General features: G+C 67.3%; 18 protein-coding genes. 8 read left to right on the plus strand and 10 right to left on the minus strand.

The annotated features are described in order from the left end of the window. Window positions 1–23 precede the first annotated feature (23 nt). Window positions 24–665, plus strand: coding sequence for a hypothetical protein (locus KEG57_RS18365; protein WP_272421515.1), 642 nt, complete (start codon window positions 24–26; stop codon window positions 663–665). Here the strand turns inward: KEG57_RS18365 and KEG57_RS18370 are convergent. Beyond that, window positions 655–3,240 (minus strand): bifunctional serine/threonine-protein kinase/formylglycine-generating enzyme family protein, encoded by a 2,586-nt coding sequence (locus tag KEG57_RS18370; RefSeq protein WP_272421516.1) that lies wholly within the window; start codon window positions 3,238–3,240, stop codon window positions 655–657. The two genes, KEG57_RS18365 and KEG57_RS18370, sit on opposite strands and share 11 nt — an antisense overlap. A 38-nt stretch (window positions 3,241–3,278) precedes the next feature. On the opposite strand from KEG57_RS18370, the gene KEG57_RS18375 reads away from it, so the two are divergent. The 6 genes from KEG57_RS18375 (at window position 3,279) to KEG57_RS18400 (ending at window position 8,907) form a co-directional block, all read left to right on the plus strand. Next, entirely contained in the window at window positions 3,279–4,217 is a 939-nt protein-coding gene (locus KEG57_RS18375) for an FHA domain-containing protein (RefSeq protein ID WP_272421517.1), read from the plus strand. 117 nt (window positions 4,218–4,334) lie between these two features. Beyond that, window positions 4,335–5,366 carry a CBASS oligonucleotide cyclase gene (locus KEG57_RS18380; protein ID WP_272421518.1) on the plus strand — a complete coding sequence of 344 codons (1,032 nt, stop codon included), beginning with the start codon at window positions 4,335–4,337 and terminating at the stop codon, window positions 5,364–5,366. Next, window positions 5,363–5,857: an HORMA-1 domain-containing protein gene (locus KEG57_RS18385; RefSeq protein WP_272421519.1), complete on the plus strand. Its 495-nt coding sequence runs from the start codon at window positions 5,363–5,365 to the stop codon at window positions 5,855–5,857. The genes KEG57_RS18380 and KEG57_RS18385 overlap by 4 nt, the downstream gene beginning before the upstream one ends. Further along, window positions 5,854–6,759 (plus strand): ATP-binding protein, encoded by a 906-nt coding sequence (locus KEG57_RS18390; RefSeq protein ID WP_272421520.1) that lies wholly within the window; start codon window positions 5,854–5,856, stop codon window positions 6,757–6,759. Before KEG57_RS18385 ends, KEG57_RS18390 begins: the two co-directional genes overlap by 4 nt. Next, entirely contained in the window at window positions 6,752–7,849 is a 1,098-nt protein-coding gene (locus KEG57_RS18395; protein WP_272421521.1) for an SAVED domain-containing protein, read from the plus strand. Before KEG57_RS18390 ends, KEG57_RS18395 begins: the two co-directional genes overlap by 8 nt. Before the next feature lie 20 nt (window positions 7,850–7,869). After that, on the plus strand, window positions 7,870–8,907 hold the full coding sequence (locus KEG57_RS18400; RefSeq protein WP_272421522.1) for a trypsin-like serine peptidase: 1,038 nt from the start codon (window positions 7,870–7,872) through the stop codon (window positions 8,905–8,907). Between the two features lie 6 nt (window positions 8,908–8,913). On the opposite strand, the gene KEG57_RS18405 is transcribed toward KEG57_RS18400, so the two are convergent. From KEG57_RS18405 to KEG57_RS18425, 5 genes are all read right to left on the minus strand, one after another. Then, window positions 8,914–9,246, minus strand: a complete 333-nt coding sequence (locus KEG57_RS18405) for an antibiotic biosynthesis monooxygenase (protein ID WP_272421523.1) — start codon at window positions 9,244–9,246, stop codon at window positions 8,914–8,916. 6 nt (window positions 9,247–9,252) lie between these two features. Next, entirely contained in the window at window positions 9,253–10,332 is a 1,080-nt protein-coding gene (locus KEG57_RS18410) for an isocitrate/isopropylmalate dehydrogenase family protein (protein WP_272421524.1), read from the minus strand. A 127-nt stretch (window positions 10,333–10,459) separates the two neighbouring features. After that, the gene (ald, locus tag KEG57_RS18415; protein ID WP_272421525.1) at window positions 10,460–11,572 is read right to left on the minus strand and encodes an alanine dehydrogenase; all 1,113 of its coding nucleotides are present in this window, start codon (window positions 11,570–11,572) and stop codon (window positions 10,460–10,462) included. A gap of 161 nt (window positions 11,573–11,733) precedes the next feature. Next, window positions 11,734–13,092: a DUF1552 domain-containing protein gene (locus tag KEG57_RS18420; RefSeq protein WP_272421526.1), complete on the minus strand. Its 1,359-nt coding sequence runs from the start codon at window positions 13,090–13,092 to the stop codon at window positions 11,734–11,736. Continuing rightward, window positions 13,089–14,723, minus strand: a complete 1,635-nt coding sequence (locus KEG57_RS18425; RefSeq protein ID WP_272421527.1) for a DUF1592 domain-containing protein — start codon at window positions 14,721–14,723, stop codon at window positions 13,089–13,091. The genes KEG57_RS18420 and KEG57_RS18425 overlap by 4 nt, the downstream gene beginning before the upstream one ends. 61 nt (window positions 14,724–14,784) lie before the next feature. Between KEG57_RS18425 and KEG57_RS18430 the strand changes: the two genes are divergently transcribed. Then, entirely contained in the window at window positions 14,785–15,693 is a 909-nt protein-coding gene (locus KEG57_RS18430; RefSeq protein ID WP_272421528.1) for a hypothetical protein, read from the plus strand. Window positions 15,694–15,699: 6 nt separating this feature from the next. On the opposite strand, the gene KEG57_RS18435 is transcribed toward KEG57_RS18430, so the two are convergent. The 4 genes from KEG57_RS18435 to KEG57_RS18450 are packed head-to-tail and all read right to left on the minus strand — an operon-like array spanning window position 15,700 to window position 20,101. Beyond that, a complete protein-coding gene (locus tag KEG57_RS18435; protein WP_272421529.1) occupies window positions 15,700–17,106 on the minus strand; it encodes a DUF4388 domain-containing protein in 1,407 nt (468 codons plus the stop codon). Between the two features lie 9 nt (window positions 17,107–17,115). Further along, on the minus strand, window positions 17,116–18,933 hold the full coding sequence (locus KEG57_RS18440) for a GGDEF domain-containing response regulator (RefSeq protein ID WP_272458675.1): 1,818 nt from the start codon (window positions 18,931–18,933) through the stop codon (window positions 17,116–17,118). Beyond that, a complete protein-coding gene (gene dapF, locus KEG57_RS18445) occupies window positions 18,912–19,769 on the minus strand; it encodes a diaminopimelate epimerase (RefSeq protein ID WP_272421531.1) in 858 nt (285 codons plus the stop codon). Before dapF ends, KEG57_RS18440 begins: the two co-directional genes overlap by 22 nt. Further along, a complete protein-coding gene (locus KEG57_RS18450; RefSeq protein ID WP_272421532.1) occupies window positions 19,766–20,101 on the minus strand; it encodes a DUF167 domain-containing protein in 336 nt (111 codons plus the stop codon). Before KEG57_RS18450 ends, dapF begins: the two co-directional genes overlap by 4 nt. Window positions 20,102–20,170: the final 69 nt, after the last annotated feature.

Below are 20,170 nucleotides of genomic sequence, written 5' to 3' on the forward strand. Positions count from 1 at the left end.
TTCCCTGTCAAGGACACTCAAGCATGCCCGAGCTTCCCAGCGACGGCCACGCGCCCCGAGGCGATGGCGAAACCAAGATATGGGAGCAATTCCCTGTTGATGTCAAAATCGTACGCGGCGTTCGCTTCGAAACGAACGACGGCCGCGGCGACCTCCTGCGGATTGTCGTGATGAACGATCGCGCGACCGCGCAATACGCCTCCTATCGCGAATACCATGGCGGCAATATCGCGATTTTCGTGGATGACGTCTCGTCGTTCACCCTACGCTCGAGTCGCATCGAGGAGACCGAGCAGGCTATCGACGGGATGCTCGGCGTGATGTCGACGCCGCTGGAGATACCCCAGGTCGTGAGCTTCTGCCGCGGGATTTACACTCCCTCCGGCGCCCGCAGCCGCCTTTACAAAGCCGTCGACCCCGACGACAGCACCAAGATGATGGGCGTCCTCATCGAGCAGGACGCGCGAGGGATACTGGAGCGGGTCACGTGGTACAAGACGTGGAGCGCCGGTGCAGCCTTCGCGGTAATCCCCGACGTGTTGGAATTCGTGCTCGTGAAAGACGAGCGCGGCGCGCCGAGCCTCGACCCGAACGACATCGGCGGTTGCGCCTGGCATTACTCCACGACCTTCGGGATCGGTCCCTCGCTGGGCCTCAACCCCTGATGCTCCTCGCGAGGCGAAAACCGAGAACGCCGTGTCGCCTCGTCGGACGCTCGGCATAACGCACCGAGAGCCGCATCATGTCTCCCGACGAGATCCAAGCCCCACCCCTCACCGCGCGGTCGGTGTCGTCCTCCGTCGTGGGCTCGATCTGCAAGATGTCTCCCTCGACGCGCGGGCCGTCGAGGCTCCAGGGCTCGATACACCAGTCGCGGACATTGCCTGCGGTGCCCCGAACCCCGTATGGACTCACGTCCATCGGATAGCTATGCACCGCCATGACGTGCTTTCGCTCGGCGTGGCTGCCCGACACGCACGCCCACGTCGGCTCGATCTGATCGCCCCACGGCATGAATCGACCGTCCACGCCCCGCGCCGCCTTTTCCCATTCCAGCTCGCTCGGCAGCCGCCAGCCGAGACCCGTCCGGCGCGCGTGGTGCGCGGCGTACGCGTTCGCCGAATACCAGTCGACGCATACGACTGGCCGCGCGAGCTCGGCCTCGGGGTCCTCGAGCACGTAGCGCCCGGTGCGCGGGTCGCGCGTGTACGCCAGCTGCGCGTCGCCATTGAACGCTGCGCCCGGTGATCGGCGCGGACAATGCCGCTCCGCCAGATCCACGAGCCCTTCCTCGACCAGATCGTTCAAGAACGCGACGTACTCGCCGTTCGTGACCGGATGCCTCCGGATGACGAACCCGTCCGCCCACACGCGCCGCCGGGACATGCTTTCTCCTGCGTGAGGGTCTCCGCCGACGACGAACCACCCCGGCGGTAAGTAGACGTCCTCGGGCCCGAGGTCGTCTTCCCGCAGAAGGCGGATCGGATGCGCCTCAGTGCCTCCCGGACGAACACCGTCCCAATGCTCACCACGGCCGATGGCCACGGGATAGGCGACGTCGCGATAGCCAGGAGCCGAGAGTCGCACGAGGTAACTGCCGCATGGTAGGCGCAGCTCGCGGAGAGGAGTGGTCGCGATGTAAGCGTTCTCCTCGCTCGCGACGAGATAACGGCTCACGGGCTCGTACGGCTTGATGACGGCCCGCACGAGGGGTGGATCGGTGACCAGCGTGAGCCGCCCATCGCCCTGGAGCAGCGCCTCGTATCGCGCGCGTTCGTCGGACGACAGTTTGGCCGCGTGGTCTTCGAGCAGCGCGGCAAAGCTCGTCACGGCGGGGCGATCATGGTCGGCCTCGGCCCGACGCAAGTTGTCCGCGTAATGCGCGGCGAGCGCGGCGTGCGCTTCTTCGAGGTCCGGCGCTTCGTTGAGCGCCGACCGGAGCTTCTGCGTCCAGTTGATCTCCTCGCGCAAGACATCCCGCTCGATGGCGGCCGCTTCGTCTTCGAGCTGCCAGCCCGCAGCCTTCTCCTGGACACGGTCGAACGGCCGCAGGCGGTCGAGGATCTCCCGGGCTCGGGCCCGGAGTCTGTTCGCGTCATCGCGCATGCGCTCGATCCTCGCTCGGTGCGCGTGGTGGGCGTCCGCCACGATACGACGGGCGCGCGCCTGTCGGTCGGCGCCGTCGAGCCAATCGCGGACCGTGGTCATGAGCGCGCCAGCATCGGGGAAACGGCTCGATGGCACGCGCTCCATCGCCTTGCGGCATAACGAATACAGCTCCTTCGGGGCCTCCGGGACAGCGACGTCCTCGATGGGCGAGGGCGGCTCCTTGCGTACACGCTCGACGATCCTCTCCGGCATTTCGGGCGCTCCCGGTCGAGACGCATACGGCGGGCGGCCGCTCAGGATCTCGTAAAGGACAGCGCCGAGGGCATACACGTCACTCGCCGACCCCATGGCCGCGATCTCGCCGTGCGCTTGTTCCGGCGGCATGTAAAAAGGGGTCCCGGCGACGCGTGTGCGCACGCTTCCCTCCGAAGGATCGGACCGCCGAACTCCCGATGCAGCATGCGCCCCGGGCGACTCGACGCGGGAGAGATCCCGCGCGAGGCCCCAATCCATGACGTGCACTTCCCCGAGGTCGCCGACCATGAGGTTTTGCGGACTGATGTCTCGGTGAATGATGTCCGTCGCATGGGCGTAGGCCACGGGTTCGCAGAGCCGGCGGAAGTCATCGAGCAGGCGCCGCAATGCTTGGAAGAATTCGGCGCCTCGCAGGCGGTGAAGCTTCGCGATGCGATGGCCGATCGTCTCGCCGCGCACCCGCTTCATGGTGAACCAGATCCGACCATCGGGCAGCTCGCCCCAATCGTAAATCGGGACGACACCGGGATGCTGGAGCCGTGCCGTGATCCGGACCTCTTGTCGGAAGCGCTCGCAGTCCTCCGGCAGGCTTCGCGACGGCGACTGCACCTTGAGCGCGACCCGCCGGCCGACGTGGCGATCCCAGACCTCGCGCACCTCGCTGAACCCGCCCTGGCCAATCGGACCGATGTCCTCGTATCGCTCCCTGTAATCATTTCGCGCGAGCGGCGCTGAGACGGCGTGTTCGGCTCCACGAACATCGACGCGGTGTGTGGGCACGCGGGGGAGCACGCCGTCGAAGAGCCGTTCGAGCTCGTGGAGCGCGTCCTCGCCAAATCCATACTTGTCCGCGATGAAACGAAGCTCTTCGCGCATGGCCACTTCCGAGGTTGACACGGTAACGAAAGAACGGCATGGCTTCCAGCCGTCAGATGGGGGTTCTCAAGCACGCATCCTCCGGAAGAACTGTGGTCCTGGCCGCGGACTCGATCGTGGGCCGCGGGCCGCGTTGCACGTTGCATCTCGCCGATCCCGCGGCGTCGCATAACCACGCGTCCATTTCGTGGAACGGGAGCCGCTGGGAAGCGCGTGACCTGGGCAGCACGAACGGCACGTTCGTCGACGGAGAAGCGCTTCGTCCCAAGGAGCGGGAAATCCTCTCCCAGGGGAACGTCCTTCGATTCGGCGCCGACGCCGAACAGTGGGAGCTCGTCGACGGCCGCGGGCCCGTGGTCCTCGCGCGCTCGACGAGCACGGCCGACGTGCGGGCGGCGGAGGACGGGCAGCTCGTGCTTCCGGACGCGGCGAACGTCGTTCTCTCGATCGTCGAGGATTCCGAGGGGCATTGGTTCGTCGAGACAATCGAAGGATCGCGACGTCCAGCGAGGGACGCGGAGCAGATCACCGTCGCGGGGGAAACCTGGGAGCTCTTGGTCCCGCCGACATCCCCGGTCGCTGGAACCTACAAGGCGCGAACGTCGCTCACCCTGAACACGCTGTCGCTCCGGTTTCATGTGAGCCGAAACCAGGAGCACGTGTCCGTCGACATTGTCCACGGCGATGAGGTCATGTCGCTGGGAGAGCGTACGGTGTTCGACGCGCTCCTGCAGCTCGCTCGCGAGCGCCTGAAGGACGCCGCGGCAGGGGCGCTGCCGGACGAAGAGCAAGGCTGGTACGACCTCGAGGCCCTGACGCGAGACCTCCACGTCGACGAGAAGGTCCTCAACACGACCATCTGCCGCGTGCGCAAGGCGTTCGGCAAGGTGGGCGTGGAGCGGCCGGCGGGTATCGTGGAGCGCAGGCGGCGGGAGCTCCGCATCGGCACCTCGCGCGTCGAGGTCCTCGAGTCGTAGGCAGCCCGCGTTGAAATAGAGTGAAATACCCTCCGTCCTTGCGGACGGGTGCGTCCCTCTTATCCTCGCCTCCCCGATACGTCGTGATTCGACGATGTCGTGGCCCTGGAGGGACCGATGGGTAAGCTCAGCACCAAGAGCGCGTCGCATCGCGCGCTCACGCATTTCGTGGATTGGATCAAGCCGGAGGAGGCGACCGCGGATGCGATCCGGACGCAGGCGGAGGACATTCGAAAGCGCATCAAGGCAAAGGCAGTCGAAGACGGCCTCGTCGTGCGCTCCACGCCGTGGTCCGGCTCTTTCGCCAAGAAAACGGGGCTCCGGCGCCACATGCGTGGCAACCACGAGGTCGAGGGGCAGGACGTCGACTTGCCGTTCGTCGTCTCCCCGCAAACCAAGGAGGGGGAGGGCATTCATACCCTCCTCGACAAGTTCGAGCGGTACGCGAAGGCCATTTACCCGAACACGCGGCGGAGCACGACGAAGAGCTCGATTTGCCTCGATTTCAAGAGCAATAGCCTGTCGTACGACATCGTTCCCATGCTCGCCGTCGACGGGGACGACGAGGCGCAGGTGCTCCTGCGCGGCGACGGGGAGCGCAGGCTCACGTCGGTCCAGAAGCACATCGACTTCGTCACGATGCGCACCGCGGCGAGCAACCTCCTCGACGGCCGCGTCAAGTTCAACGAGGGCGTGCGCCTCGTCAAATGGTGGCGCGAGCTCCGCCAGTCGCAGAGCGACGTCCTCGACGAGGTGCCGACGATGCTCATCGATTTGCTGTGCGCCAAGGCCTTCGACGAGCACAGCGTCGACGAGACGTACACGGAGACGTTGAGCCGCTGGTTCGGGCGGATTGCGCACATCGTTCGCCAGCGGAAGCGGGTGGATTTCAGCGACTTCAGGAACCCGGCGCTCACTCCGAGCAGCGGCCTCTGGACCGTGCTCGATCCGGTCAATCCGGAAAACAACGTCGTCCCCGCCTCCTGGACGAACATCAAGCTCCAGGAGCTCGCCGAATGGTTCGAGGAGGCCCGCGACGGAATGGCGCGGGTCATCGCGGCGGACCTGGCCGGCGACGACACGGCGGTCCGGGAGGAGCTCGTCGCGCTCTTCGGCAATGCCATCAAGGACCATGGGGAGGCGCCGTGATCAAGAGCTATACCGCCTCGCACGCCAGCACGTTCACCGAGGCGCGGGCCCGCGCGGTCCTGCACAACGTCCTCGAGGATTTCATGCAAGTGGCAAACGCGGGCTTCGTCGCGCGCGAGACCATCAAGGAATGGTTCGACGAGCTGAGCTTCGCCGTGCTGCACAACGTGGTCAACAGCTTCCAGCTCCAGTTCATGCTGCCGGACGGAAGAAAGGACCGGGCGTTGCACTACGAGGTTCGAGACGACGGAACGGTGCCGGAAGGCTCCAAGGGCGGCGGATTCGATCTCTACGGTTTGCCCCGGAACACGCGCGTCATCTTGTGCGTCTCTTATCGAGGTGATGCGCCAAACCTCGACAAGGTGCTCGCCTGGTTGAGGGAGCGCGGGTGGGGTTCCGGCGGAAGCCTCGTCCAGGGGAACACCAGCCAGGATCGAGCATTCTCCAGGGACGGCTTCGGGTTTGTGCGCAGCAAGGTGGGTGATCTGTGACGACGAGCCTTCGACTGTCCGAGGTTTCCCACCCGTCCAAGGACGCCGCAGCCCGGTACGACGCGTTGATGGGCATCGACGGGTACAAGGAGCAATTGCTCGACGAGCTCTCGTTGTGGCTCGATGCGGCGCGGGTGGAGAAATGGCAAAAGACGCACCACCCGAAAGGTTTGCCCGGTGTCGGCACGTTCGGTTGGGGCTCACCGCTGATCCTCCTCTCCGGCGATGTCGGCTGCGGAAAAACGGCCTTGGCCACGTCCGTCGGGACGCCGCTCGCGCGGGAGCTCGATCGGAAGGTCATCGCCATGGAGACGCCGTCGGACATTCGCGGTCACGGGCTCGTGGGCGAACTCTCCACACGGATCACCGATGCATTCAGCCAGGCGCGCGCGAGAGCCAAGCACGTTGGATGCGGGCTCTTGGTCATCGACGAGGCGGACGACCTCGCGACCGCCCGCGACCAGATGCATGCGCACCACGAGGACCGGGCAGGCGTGAATGCCCTGATCAAGGAGGTCGACGCGATCGGACGCGAGAGGACCCCGCTCGCCGTCCTCTTGATCACGAATCGGTCGAGCGCGCTGGATCCCGCCGTCATGCGGCGCGCGTCGTTGCATCTCCGGTTTGGCCGACCAAATGCCACGCAGCGACGCGCCCTTCTGGAGCGGCTGCTCATGGGGACACGGGCGACGGAGGATGAGCTCGAAACGCTCGTGGAAGCGACGAGCGCACGCCGAGGCGTACCGTTCAGCTTTTCCGACCTCACCATGCGCCTCGGGCGATCGGCCCTGCGACAGGCTTGGCGTTGCGATTGTCCGTTTGGAGCGGCCGTGCTCCTGGAAGCGCTCGTACATATCGAACCATCCCCGCTCGTGACCCGAGAGGAACGTACCGATGCCTGATCCCAATCGCCTCCTCGTCGTTACGCAACCCGTGCTTGGCGCCATCGGGCCCGAGGAGATCAAGAGGACCCTTCCGAGGTCGCAGAGCGCGGCCGGGTGGGACTCCGCAGAAGTTGCGCCGATTCGCGCGACGCTCGGGGATTCCTACGAGCTCGACTGGTCGGCCCTACAGGCCGAGCAGGAGCGGCTCTTCGACGAGACCCTGAAACCCCAGCTCGCAGGGCGAAAAGGGTTTGCCTACTTCGGGTTCGCTCCGATCCCACTCGCGATTCATCTGGGGTACCTGGTCGAAAATCGATTCGAGATCGACCTCTACCAGCTCAACCATTCCAAGTCGAAGTGGGTCAACACTCCGGACAAACCATCCCCGAAGCGGAGCGCGCTCAAGCCGATGCAACTCCCGGAGCACGGGTCCACGGACAAGGGCCCGATCGTGATCCGCGTCTCCACGTCGGCCCGGATCTCGCCCGAAGAGACGGCCGAGATCGTTCCGCGGAGCCTTTTCGATCTCGATATTGCACTCGTCGAGCCTCACCCCGACGCCCTGGAGACGGGTGGCACCCTGGCCGAGGTGGTCGAGGCGTTCAACCTCGGGATCGCGCGCCTCCGAGCGCTCTTCCCCAACCGCACGGCGATCCACCTTTTCACCGCCGTTCCGGTGGGCCTCGCATTCAGGCTCGGGACGCTGATCAACCCCACCATGTATCGGGGCGTGGTGACTTATCAGTATGCCGTGAAGAAGTCGCCGCGCTATCAGCGAGCAATCGTGCTCGCGGACGACGGCTTGCGCGAAGAGCCGTTCCTCGACGACGCAGAATACGATTGGAAAAAGGCCACCGCGGTCGATTTTTTCGTGACGATGGTGAAGGCCTACGGTGGGGCGCCGATGGCTGATCTGATCCTGGCGCGCAGCGGGGTCGATCGGTCCCACCTCAACGTCAACCACACGCCGCGGGACTATTGGAAAGCAGCGCTCGAGGTGGCTGCGCGCGGCAGTCGCCTCCGCGCGCTCGTGCAACATGCCCTCGAGGATCCGGACATCACCGCCCATCATCGAGAGATCAAACGACTCGCGAGCGGCACCCCTTGAACCTAGATGGAGACCCCCCAATGACCAAGCCCTCAGCCCATTTCCTCGACGGCGCCGAATACGACTGGAGTAAACCCGAAGCCGTCGAGCTCTACGAGATCCTGGTTCGCGCCTATGGCACGGATCGCAGCATGATCGACCGATCCGGCATTGACAGGCACCGCATCAATTTCAAGCAGTCGCCACGCGACATCTGGAAGGAGGCGCTCGAAGCTGCCGCGGCCGAAGGCCACACGCGAAAGCTCGCGCAGAATGCCAGAAATGACCGCTCGATCACCGCCTACCACCGCCGGCTCGATCGCCTCCTCGGCCCGCATCCGGCACCCATAGAAGCCGCCCCCCCGGCAAACGCGCGCATCGTGTGGAGCGGACAGGAGGTCATCACCGGGAAGCAGCCGACCTTCCTGGAAATGTCTTTCTTCCACGAGGGCCTGCGAATCGCACCCTCGGTCGTACGACTCAGCACGACGAGCCAAGACGACCATTCCGCGTTCGGCTCAGGCTTCCTGATCGCTCCGAATACGATCTTGACGAACCATCATGTGCTTTACGCGAGCGGTCGGCCGATGAAGGAAGTCGACATCTGGTTCAACTTCGAGCTTGACGCTTCAGGCCGACCCCTCGTCGTCGACAAATACGAAGGCGACGTCTCGACCATCCAGGGCGAAGAAGCCGACGATTGGGCCATCCTCAAGCCGAAGAAACCCTTCAAGGACACCTACAAGCCGCTGAACGTTCATCCATCCAAACCCGTGACGCGCGGCGATTTCGTCTACATCGTCCAGCATCCCGGGGGTCAGCTGAAGAAAATCGGGCTCGTACACAACGAGGTCGTGCACGTCGATCAATCCCGGGTCCAATACCTCACGGACACCCTGCCCGGCTCCTCCGGCTCGCCCGTTTGCAACGAGCTCTGGCAAGTGGTCGCCTTGCACGCGCAGGGCATCAAGGGCGATCCAACCAAGGGACCCCTCTACAAGAACGAAGGCATCCGCATCGATCGAGTCGTCGAAGCGCTCACGGCCCGCGGCATCCTCGATCCGCGCGCCCAGCCGTGACGTCCTTCACTCTCTCGACCCCGCCCCCGGCAGCACCAAATAATCCGCCACGGACTCCAGCCGGATCTCCGGAAACCGCTCTGCCACCGCGCTCCGCATCTGCTCCGCGTCGGCCGGATCTTCCGCCTCCGCGAACGCCTTCTGCCTCGCCGCGTCGCTCGGCCAGTGCGCGTATCCGTAGAAGAGCCCGTCCGATCCACGGTGCAGCCGCGACCCGAACGAGCCCTTCTCCCGGTAATGCGCCGTGATCCGCGACCATGCCTCGATGAACGCCTCCTCCCTCCCGGGATGAAGCCTCCACCGATACAGCACCACGAATCCCGGCCCGGGACCGCTCATCCTGCCCTACAGCTCCTTCGCCACCCGCTCCCGCACCCACGCCGCCGCCGCGCGTGTGCCGAGCGTCCCGCCCACGTCCACGGTGCAGGCCTTCTCCTCGATCGCCGCCGCAACCACCCGCTCGATCCGCGTCTCCTCGTCCGGCCATCCCAGGTGCGTGAGCATCATGCCCACCGTCAGGATCGCCGCGAACGGGTTCGCGATGTCCTTGCCCGCGAGCGGCGGCGCCGAGCCGTGCACCGGCTCGAACATCGCCACGCGCGTCGGGTCGGACGCGTGCACGTTCGCGCTCGCCGCCATCCCGAGGCCGCCTTGCAGCGCTGCGCCGAGGTCGGTCACGATGTCGCCGAAGAGGTTGTTCATGACGAGCACCTCGAACTGCGACGGGTCCTGGATCATGAGCAGGCAGAGCGCGTCCACGTAGAGGTGCCGCGACTCGATCTCCGGATACTCGCGCCGCACCTCGTCGAACACGCGCAGCCAGAGCTCGTGCGCGTGGCGCATCGCGTTCGACTTGTCCGCCATGCACACGCGCTTCTTGCCCGTGCGCTTGGCGAACTCGAACGCCGCGCGCACGATCCGCTCGACGCCCTTGCGCGTGTTGAGGTCCTCGTTGATCGCGACCTCGTCCGGCGTGCCGCGCTTGAACTGACCGCCCATGCCGACGTAGACACCCTCGGTGTTCTCGCGGAACACCACCATGTCCACGTCCTTCGCGCCTCGACCCTTGAGCGGCACCAGGCGATCGGACAGCGCCTTCACGGGCCGCACGTTCGCGTAGAGGTCGAAGCCGAAGCGCATGCCGAAGAGGATGTCCCGCGCGTGCTCCAGACCGGGCACGCGCGGGTCTCCCAGCGCGCCGAGAAGGACCGCGGCGCACTCGCGCTGCACCGCGATCTGGATCTCCTTCGGGAACGTCACGCCGTCGCGCAGGTAGCGATCGGCGCCCAGGTCGAGCTCCCAGAGATCGAGCGGCAAGCCCGCCTTGTCTCGGTAGATCTCGAGCAGGAGCTTCGCCTCGTGCGTGACGCTCGGCCCGATCCCGTCTCCCCCGATGATGGCGATCTTCTTGCGCTGCGATCCCACGGCTCTCCCTTTCTCGTCCCGAGGGGGACGCCTCGCGTCCCCCTCTCGTCCAGGCGAAGCCCGGCCCATTCACCCCCCCGAGGGAAGATCGCTTCGCGATCTTCCGCGCGATGCGCTCGGCTTCCGATCAGCCGAGCGCGCGCTCCACCGGCACGTACTCGAGGTTGTGCGCCTGCGCGACCGGCCCGTACGTCACCGCGCCGCCGAACGTGTTCACGCCGAGCAGCACCGCGCGATCCGCGCGCGCCGCCGCCGCCACGCCCTTGTCCGCGATCGCGAGGCCGTACTGCAGCGTCGTGTTCGTCAGCGCCCACGTGCTCGTGTGGCTCACCGCGCCCGGCATGTTCGCCACGCAGTAGTGCACGACGCCGTGCACCTCGTAGGTGGGGTTGTCGTGCGTCGTCGGCCGGCACGTCTCGATGCAGCCGCCCTGATCCACGGCCACGTCGACCACCACGCTGCCCGTCTCCATCTCGGAGATGAGCTTCTCGGTCACGAGCTTCGGCGCCTTCGCGCCCGTCACGAGCACCGCGCCGATCACGAGGTCCGCGCGCGACACGCACGCCTCGATGTTGTCCGCGTTCGAGTAGAGCGTCTCGATCGCCCCGCCGAACACGTCCTCGAGGTACTCCATCGTCTGGCCGCGCACGTCGAGCACGGTCACCTGCGCGCCCATGCCGACCGCGATCGTCGCGGCGTTCTTGCCGACGACGCCGCCGCCGAGGATCACCACGCGCCCGCGCCGCGTGCCGGGCACGCCGCCGAGCAGGATGCCCTTGCCGCCGTGCTCCTTCTGCAAGCACGCCGCGCCCACCTGCACGGCCATGCGGCCGGCGACCTCGCTCATCGGCCGCAGCAGCGGGAGCGACCCGTCCGGCAGCTCGATCGTCTCGTACGCCACGCCCGCGACGCCCGTCTGGGCGAGCTTCTTCGTGAGCTCGGGCTCGGCGGCGAGGTGCAGGTACGTGTAGATGATGAGGTCTTTCCGGAAGAACCCGTACTCGGCGGGGAGCGGCTCCTTCACCTTCACGACCATCTCGGCGCTCCAGGCGTCGGCGGCCGTCGGCACCATCGTCGCGCCTGCGCGCACGTAGGCCTCGTCCTTGATGCCGCTGCCTTCGCCGGCGCCCTGCTGCACGAGTACCTTGTGCCCGCGGCCCACGAAGGCGCGAACGCCCGCCGGGGTCATCCCGACGCGATACTCCCTGGTCTTGATCTCCTTCGGAACTCCGATGAGCACGATGCTTCCTCCCGACTTGGTCGACGCTTGGGCGCCGCGATGGGCGCGCGCGACCATAGCAGAAGGAACGGCACGTGGAGCCAGTTCCGCAAACGACGCGATGCGGCGGTCGTGGCGACTTTCCAGGGATTTAGCGCGGTGCGCGGAAGCGCCGCGTCAGATCACGACGCTTCGAGCTCCACGATCGGATCCTTCACGTACCCTTCCTCGTAACCGAACTCCGTGAGCGGAAGCCCGGCTCCGCGCAGCGCGGTCATGAGCGCGCGGCTCGCATTCCCGCCATCCTGACGGTAATGGTAGTTGCCGCGCAATCGGCCGCCGCCCTTGCCGCAGAGGAGCATGGGCAGGTCGTCCTGCGAGTGGGTCCAGCCCTCGGTGTGCTCGGTGCAGACGAAGATCGAGCTGTGATCGAGCAGGTTGCCGGTCGCGTCGGGCGTGTTCTTCAGCCGATCGAGGAAATACGCGAGCTGGCCCATGGTGAACCGCACCGCGTCCTTTTGTTTCGTGTAGGGCGCGGGCTCGGTGTGGTTCATGTAATGCTGCCCGTCGGTCGCGCCGACCATCCAGAACACCGCGCCCGAGCCGCAGGTCGAGTACAGGATCGAGAACGACCGCGTGAGCCCGCACGAGAGCGCGAGGGCCATGAGGTCGGTCATCGCCTTGTTTTTCTCGGCGATCTGCTCGTTCGAGGCGAGATCGGGGAACCCGCCCGGATCGTCGGGTTTGTTGCACTCGCCGATGGGCACGTTCAGCCGCGACTCGATCTCCGAGATGCTCGTGAGATGCTGTTCGAGGCGCTGTTTGTCCTTGGCGCCGAGACGGCCCTGGAGCGTCTTGATCTGCCCGCTCACGGCGTCGAGCACGCTCGCCCGCGCGCGGTCGACTTGTGGCGAGCCCGCGCCCTTGTTGAACAGGCGCTCGAAGAACGCGTGCGGCGATTCTTCCGACGGATTCACGTTCGTCTCGCCGCTCTTGCTGCCGTTGTGCGAGAGGTGCTGGAAGCTCGTGCCCTCGTCGGTGCCGCGGAAACGCGTCACCGCGGCTTCGAGCGATTTGTATGGGCTCGGGGCGAGCGACTGGAAGTATTGTGCGGCCACCTGATCGATGCTCGGGTACTTCATCGTCGACACGATCGTGTCGCGCACGTCGTCGATCTTGAGGTGCGGTCCGCCCGAGCAGACGGCGGACATTCCCGAATGATGCGGGTGCCGCGGCGACTTCACGGAGAGCCCGCTGATCACGCTGACGTAGTCCTTGTACGGGAGCAGCGGGACGAGGGCGTAATCGTCGGGCACGGTCCAATCGGGCCCGATCGTCGGCGGGGTCCAGGAGGGCAGGTGGACGCCGTTGCCGAAGAACCAGAGGCCGAAGCGGGTCGGGATGTCCTCGCCGTTGGCGAAGGCGTCACCGTTATCGTTCAGCATCATCTCGAAGATCGGCAGGCCGACGGCGACGGCGGCGCCTCCGAGCATTCCGCGCAGGAACAGGCGGCGAGAGGGGCGTTCGATCTTGCGGCTCACGGCTTCACCTCTTCCTGCGAGGGCTTGCTGGCGTAGCGATATCCGTCGTTGGTCACGAGGGCGAGGACGAGGTCCTTGAACCGGTAATCGCTCGCCACGAAATCGGCGACGAGCTCCTCGACGCTGCCCTTGTCCCCCTTGCCGGCGAGATGCGCGCCGGCGTGCTCGTAAAACCGCCGCGCGATGCAGGCGCCGACTTCCGGGAGCGACGCGACGAGCTCGGCCATGTCGATCGGCCCCGCCACGGAATGGCCGTCGACGACCGCGCTCGAATCGACCGTCAGGCCATTCTCGTCGGTCTCGCGATACGCGCCGATCGCGTCGTACTTCTCGAAGGCGAATCCGATCGGATCCATCCGCTCGTGGCAGCCTGCGCATTCCGGATTTGTCCGGTGCTCGTCGAGCCGCTGCCGCAGCGTCGTCGGTTTGCCCGGCTCGGGCTCGGGCAGCGTCGTGCTGATCCCCGGCGGCGGCGGCGGGATGTCCTGGCAGAACAGGTTGAGCCGAACGAACCGCCCGCGATGGGTCGGCGACGTCTGCGTCTTGTGCGCATTGAGCGCGAGGAACCCGGGCGTCGTCAGAATGCCCGCGCGTCGCCCATCGTCGGGCAACGTGACGGGCGTCCATTCCGGCCCCGTGATGCCCTCGATGCCATACACCCGCGCCAGATCCTCGTTCACGTACGTGTCGCGCGTCGTGAACATATCGCGGAAATCGCCCTCTTTTTCGAAAACGATGTTCTCGAACATGCGCTCCATCTCGACGCGCATCGACGGCCCGAGCGTGGCCGAGAGCTGCGGGAATTTCTCCGGTTGCTTGTCGAGCGCGTCGAGCTTGCCGATGTTCATGAAGTCGCGGAAAAACCGCGTCAGGGTCCCGCGCGCGCGTGGATCATCGAGCAGGCGCGACGCCTGCGCCCGCACGCCTTCGGCCGTCGCGAGTTCGCCGCGCCGGGCCGCCTCGCGAAGCGTATCGTCGGGGGGCGCGTCGAGCAGGAGGAACGACAGGCGGGTCGCCATCTCCCAGCTCGTGTATCGATACCCATCCTGGGCCGGCTCGCCGACCTCGACGCGGAACAGGAAATGCGGCGACAACAAGACCGCCGCGAGCGCGTACTTGAGGCCCTGCGCTTCGTCTTCGAGGTCGGTCGCGACATTCGCCGAGAGCACCTGGAGCGAAGTGACCTCCTCCTCGGACGCGGGCCTGCGCCAGGCGCGCGTGGTGAACGAGGCGATGAAATCCTTGACGCACGGCTCACCGACGGCCGTCACGGGGCAACCGACGACCGTGTCGCGCCGCGCCGGATCGGCGAAGATTTGATCGAGCACCTCGTACGTCGCCTTCTCGTATTTCTCGGCGTCGACGGGGGCGATGGTGCTGCGCGCGGCGGAGATCGACGAGAAGCCGTAGAGCACGTCGTCGACCGGCAGGTCCGCGGGCATCGTGAGCGGATTGCCGAAGAGATCGAGCCAGGCGTTCCGGATCTGCGGGCGTGTGAGGCGATGGAGCGTCGGCTCGGCGGGCGCGAATGCCGCGGCGGCGGCCTTTTCGTCGTCCGTGTTCCCGATGATGCCCACGCAACTCGCGAGGCCCACGAGCGCGCACAGCAAAGGCGCATACCCCTGTCGCATGCTTTCGAGGTTACAAGAGTCCAGGGAGTCGTCACAAGCAATATCGTGATAGGATCGGCCCGTGTCGACGCTGCGAATTTTCCACTCCGCCTCGAATCTTGTTTTTGCACTGCTCCTCGCGGGCTGCTCGGGGGGTGGGAGCGGCGGCGAGGGCGGCGCGGGGGGAAGTGGCGCGGGGGCAAGCGGCGCCGGAGGATCGAACGAAGGCGGGCACGGCTGCTTCTCGACCGAGACCACGTGCGATGGCAAATGCGTGCACCTCGAAAGCAACGCCTCCCATTGCGGCGCGTGCAACAACACGTGTGGACCCGGCGGCCAATGCGTGGCCGGAACGTGCGCCTACGACTGCAATGGCACGCTCGTGGCGAACCCGGCCGATTGCTTGCCCCTCTACGGCGCGTTCGAATCCTTCCCATCGGAATGCCCGGGGTGTCGCACGGCAAACGCTCAAACCGGCGGATGCGGCTGCCCGAGCCCGGCGTCCGAGCTCCCGCTTGCGGTGCAAAGCGACTGCCCCGGCGTGCCGATGCGATCGGCGACGACGCTGCGGCTTTGCGTGACGCCCACGCTCGCGCCGGACAGCGATTTCGGCGGAGCGTACCAGGTCGACGATTTCGACGGCTGGTGCGGCTCGACGGCGCGTTGCCGCGTGGGAAACCCGATGGCGGGCGGGGCGTGCGCGTGCCCCGCGGGATTCGACGAGGCGATCGGGCTGCGTTCCATCATCCGGCTGCCGTGCAACGGCGTGGAGGGCGGAAGCGTGCTGGTGCTGTGCGGCAACAAGGATGCGCCGCTGCGCACGTTCGGGGGCGCATTCCAGGTGGACGACGTGGAACCGACGTGCCGCGTGGGGAATCCGTGGACCGGGGGATGCTCGTGCCCGGCAGGGACGAGCGAGCAGGTGTATCGCGTGATGGTGGATGGAGAGGCGGGGCTTTATGGGTCGAGCGTGCGGATTTGTATGCCCTGAACCCGGCTACCCCGCCCCCGCCGCCGCCTCCAGCGCCGCCCTCAGCAAAGCCGCCAGCTCCGCCGGAATCGTCGGGTCGAACTGCCCGATCAGCCCATCTGCCTCGAGCAGCATCACCTCCCCCGCCTCGCAATGTGCTTCGAGCGCCGCTCGTTCCGCTTCCCCCACCCGCACCACGGCCGCCGTCCCCGGCAGGGACAGCGCCCATGTCGGCGCCATCGTCTCGTCCGTCGGCAGCCCGATCACCGCCACCTCCACCCCCTCGCCGAGGCGCAGCGTCCCGAGCGGGCGCGGCAGCGGCGCCCGCGACGCAGGCTCCGGTGAAATCACCACGTCCGTGATCCGACGCATCGAATACGCCAGAACCCCCAGCCGCTGCGGGCTCGTCGCCAGAAGCAGCCGCGGCGGCGCCGAAAAGCCGGGACGCACGAGCCGCGTCGCCAGCGAGCGCAGCACCGGGATCTGCTCCGGCGTCGCCAGCGGCGTCGTCAGCGTGGCGAGCGGGATCATCTTGACCTTGCCGCTCTTCTTGAGCTGCCCGAGCGCGTCCAGGATGTCGAGGTCCGGACCGTCGATCTCGTCGAGCAGCTCGTCGATGCTGCGCGGCATCTGCAAAAGCTCGAAGATCCGACCCCGCATCGACGACGGGTCCGGCATCGACTCCGGCCCATCGAGCAGACCCGAAAGGCTCGCGAGGTCCGACAGGGCAAACACCTCACCCTCGGGCGAAAGGCTCGCGCGACGCTCGTTGAGCTCGTCGACCTGCCGCATCGCCTCCATCAGCAGCATGTTCGTGGAGGCCTGGATGCGGCGGGCGCTCGGCGGCTCGCCCGGCGAGAACGCGAAGCGACCCCGGCGCTCGGCGAGCAGCCGGTAGAGCGCGCGTTCTCCCGTCCGACGGCTGAAGCTCGCGTCGACGATCTGCCCCTCGGCGAGCTTCACCTCGCCCGGACCCCGCGCCGTCGTGATGCTCAGCGTGCCCGACCGACGGTTCATCGCCAGGAGCTGCAGCATGTCCACGAGTGGCACCTGCTCCAGGTCGCCGCGGATGTCCTGCGGCAGAGGCGGTCGCGACACGCGCCGCGACACCTCCGTGATGCGCGAGACGATCTGGTCGACGTCGACCCGCATCACCTCGTCCGGCTCGAGCTCGCCGTCGCCGAGTTTGTCGACGAGGAACAGCACCGGGATGTCGGCGAGCTCGGCCTTCGCCTTGAAGACCTCGCGCACGTTGCCGCCGCGTTCGGGGGTGCGCGGGACGAGCAGCACGTCGGGCCGGCTCTGGTAGGCCTGCTCGAGCGCGCTCTCGGCGCTGTTCGCGTTCGCCACCACGAGGCCCATCGCCCGCAGCGCGGAGGCGAGCGCGCCGAGCGCGTCGACATCGGAGTCCACGAGAAGTACGCGTCGCGACATGGCCTTCCCTTATCCGATCAACCGCACGCCCGCGGCCCGGCCGAGACGCTCCGCCAGCACGTCGGCGAGCAGCGGATCGGCCGCGTGCGCGCCCCGCAGGACGCCATCATCGTTGCGTGCCACAAGCGCATACGCCCCGTGCTCGGCGATGACCGCCAGCGCCTCGATCCGCTCGCAGCCCGGGACGGCCCGGAGGTCGAGCGCGTGCAGCGCGATCTTGTCCGCCTCGTGCCCCAGCGCCGAGCGCACGGCCGCGCCGAGGCACAGGTCCGCGTGGTTCGTCACCACGATCGTCGCCGCCCCGCCGCGTTGCGCGTCTGCCACCACCGATTGCGCGAGCGCCTGCGCCTCGGCCGTCCCGAGCTCGATCGGCCGCACCGCCGACGTCTGCCGCGCGGGCGCCGCGTTCACCGTCTCCCAGATGAGCATTTCGAGCAGATCCGGCACCGTGGTCGACTCCGGATCGAGCCGGTGCACCACCGACGTCTTGCTCGCCTCGGCGCGCAGGCGCGCGACCCGCAGGAGCTTGCCGAGGTCCTGCCCATCGTGCGGGAAGGCGGCGGCTCCCACGAGCAGCGCCCGGCTCGACGCCGACTTCTCCCCGGTCCCGAGCCGCGCGATGCGACGCCGGACCGAGTGCGCACCGAGGCCACTCGTCTCGGGCAGGAGCAGGTGGAACTCGTTCTCGTCGACGCGGGCGAGCACATCCGTGTCGTGCACCGCGGCGAGCAGCCGGTCGGCGTACTCGGTCGGCGAGAGCGCCGGCTGTCCCGGGATCGGCTCGTACACCATCGTCACGATCGCGAACCGCCGGTTGTACCTTCGCGCGCGCCCGATCTCCCGACCGGCCACGTCGACGTAATACGCGAACGAATATGCGCTCGACGTCGGGTCCTTGATGGCGGCGCCTCCGCGGGCGGCGCGCTCGCGCTCGGCGAGCATGGCGATCGCGGTCGCGGCCACGTTCGCGAGCAGCCGAATGATCCCATCGATCGGCGGATCGGCGCCTTGCTCGGCGGGGACGCGTGGCTTGTCCTCGTCGAGCAGCACGTACCCGGCGGCGACGTTGCGCGAGCCGAGCGGCACGGCGAGCAGACGGCGCGGCGTGGCGAACGTATCGAGGATGTGTTTTTCGGTGCCGACCTCGGGCGCCTTGTCGAGCCCGGGGCTCGCGGCGCCGAGCACGAGCTCTTGCGGCACCGTGTCGCTGGCGAGGTACACGGCGGCGCCCTTCGCGCCCGTCACCTCGATGAGGATCTCCACGAGCTCCCGGGCCGCGCTCGTCCGATCCGGCGCCTCCGCAATCTCGGCGATCCGGGCGATCCACCCCGTCGCGCGCGCGCTCACGGCGGCGGCGCGCTCCAATCGATCCCGCTCGGCGCGCTCGACGAGCCGTTGCTTGATCCCCCAGACCGAGCTCAGGACATCGTCGCCCGAGAGCGGCATCAAGAGCAGCCCCGTCGCGCCGAGGGAGACTGCGCTCGCCGCGGCGTCGAGGTTTTTCTTCGTCGCCAGCGTGACCACGCTGATGTCCGGCACGAGCGCCTTCAGGTGGTGCACCAGGCTCAGGCCTGCCCCGTCGCCGATGCCGAGCTCCACGAAGGCGATGTCCGGCGCCTCCGCGGTCGCCATCATGAACGCCTCGGAGAAATCGGCCGTCACGAGCACCTTGTCGAAGCGCAAGACGCGCGGGAGCAGCTCGCGTACGGGGGCGTCCTGCGCGATGCACAGCACGGTGAGCGCGGGCGCGCCGGCCCGATCGAGCGGCCTTCGGCGCGACGCGGGGATCGGCGGCATCGAGTTCATCATGGCTTCGACGCGTCCCACGATGGAGGAGCCGCAGGGCCCGGGCCAAGGTCCAAGCTCGTTTCCCACGTCCCGCGGAACACCCGCCGCGCCGGCCCCTTCATACGGAGCGCCCGCGCCTCGTCCACCGTGATCTCGAGCGGCCCGCCGGGCAGATGCACCTCGATCGGCGCGCCCCTCCGGGCCCGACCCTGCTCACACGCCGCCGCCGCCACCGCGCACGCGCCCGTCCCGCAGGCGAGCGTCCGCCCCACACCGCGCTCCCAGACCGTCACCGCGATCCGGGTCCGCTCCCCTTCCCCGAGCATCCGGCAGAACTCCACGTTGATCCCTCCCGCCGGCGACGTTGCCACCGTCGGCCCCACCCGATCGATCTCCCCCTCTGTATACGGCTCGAACGTGATCGCGTGTGGGTTACCCACATCGACCGTCGTGAACCCGTGCCGCCGCTCCTCGGCTTCCACCTCGAGCCTCGGCCCCATTGTCGCGTGACCCATGTCCACGGTCACGTCGTAAAACCCCGCGCCCCTTCGCTCGATGGCGCACGGTTTATCACCCGCGTCCGTCGCGATCACCATCGACAACCCCTCGGCGCCCGTTCGATCGGCGAGGAATGCGGCCACGCACCGGAGCCCGTTCCCGCACATCTCTGGCCGCGACCCGTCTGCGTTCAGCACGACCATGCGCGGCGTCGCTCCGCCGATCACGAGCAGCACGCCGTCGCCGCCGATGCCGCGATGTCGATCGCAGAGCGCGCGTGCTTGCTCGGGCGTGATCGCATCCTCCGAGCTTGCGTCGAGGACGACAAAATCGTTGCCGAGCCCTTCCCACTTCTCGAACGCGAGCATACCGCTCATCGCTTTGCCTTGCTGAATTGCTCGCGCACCGTGGACGAGCTCGTGCCGTTGACCTCGAGGAGCTTGCTCCGACTGCTCACGCCCACGAGGATGTTCACGTCGGCGCGTCGCACTTCGAGCACGCGTGACAAGAGCTTGCGCAGCTCCTCGTTTGCGGCTCCTTCGGCGGGCGGCGCGGTCAGCGCGACGTCGAGCGCGCCGTCGCGGACCCCGAGGATCGAACAGCGGGACGATCGCGGTCGCACGTGCACGGAGAAACGCACGGCGCCGGCGCGCTCGCTCATCTCGAGCCGCGCCCATTCCCCGGGAATCTGGTTCGTTGCTTTCGACATCGCGCGGTAGGGCGCATCCTAGCGCAAACCGAGACGTCCATACCGTTCTTGAATTCGATCTTTCACCCG

Source organism: Polyangium jinanense (assembly GCF_028435365.1).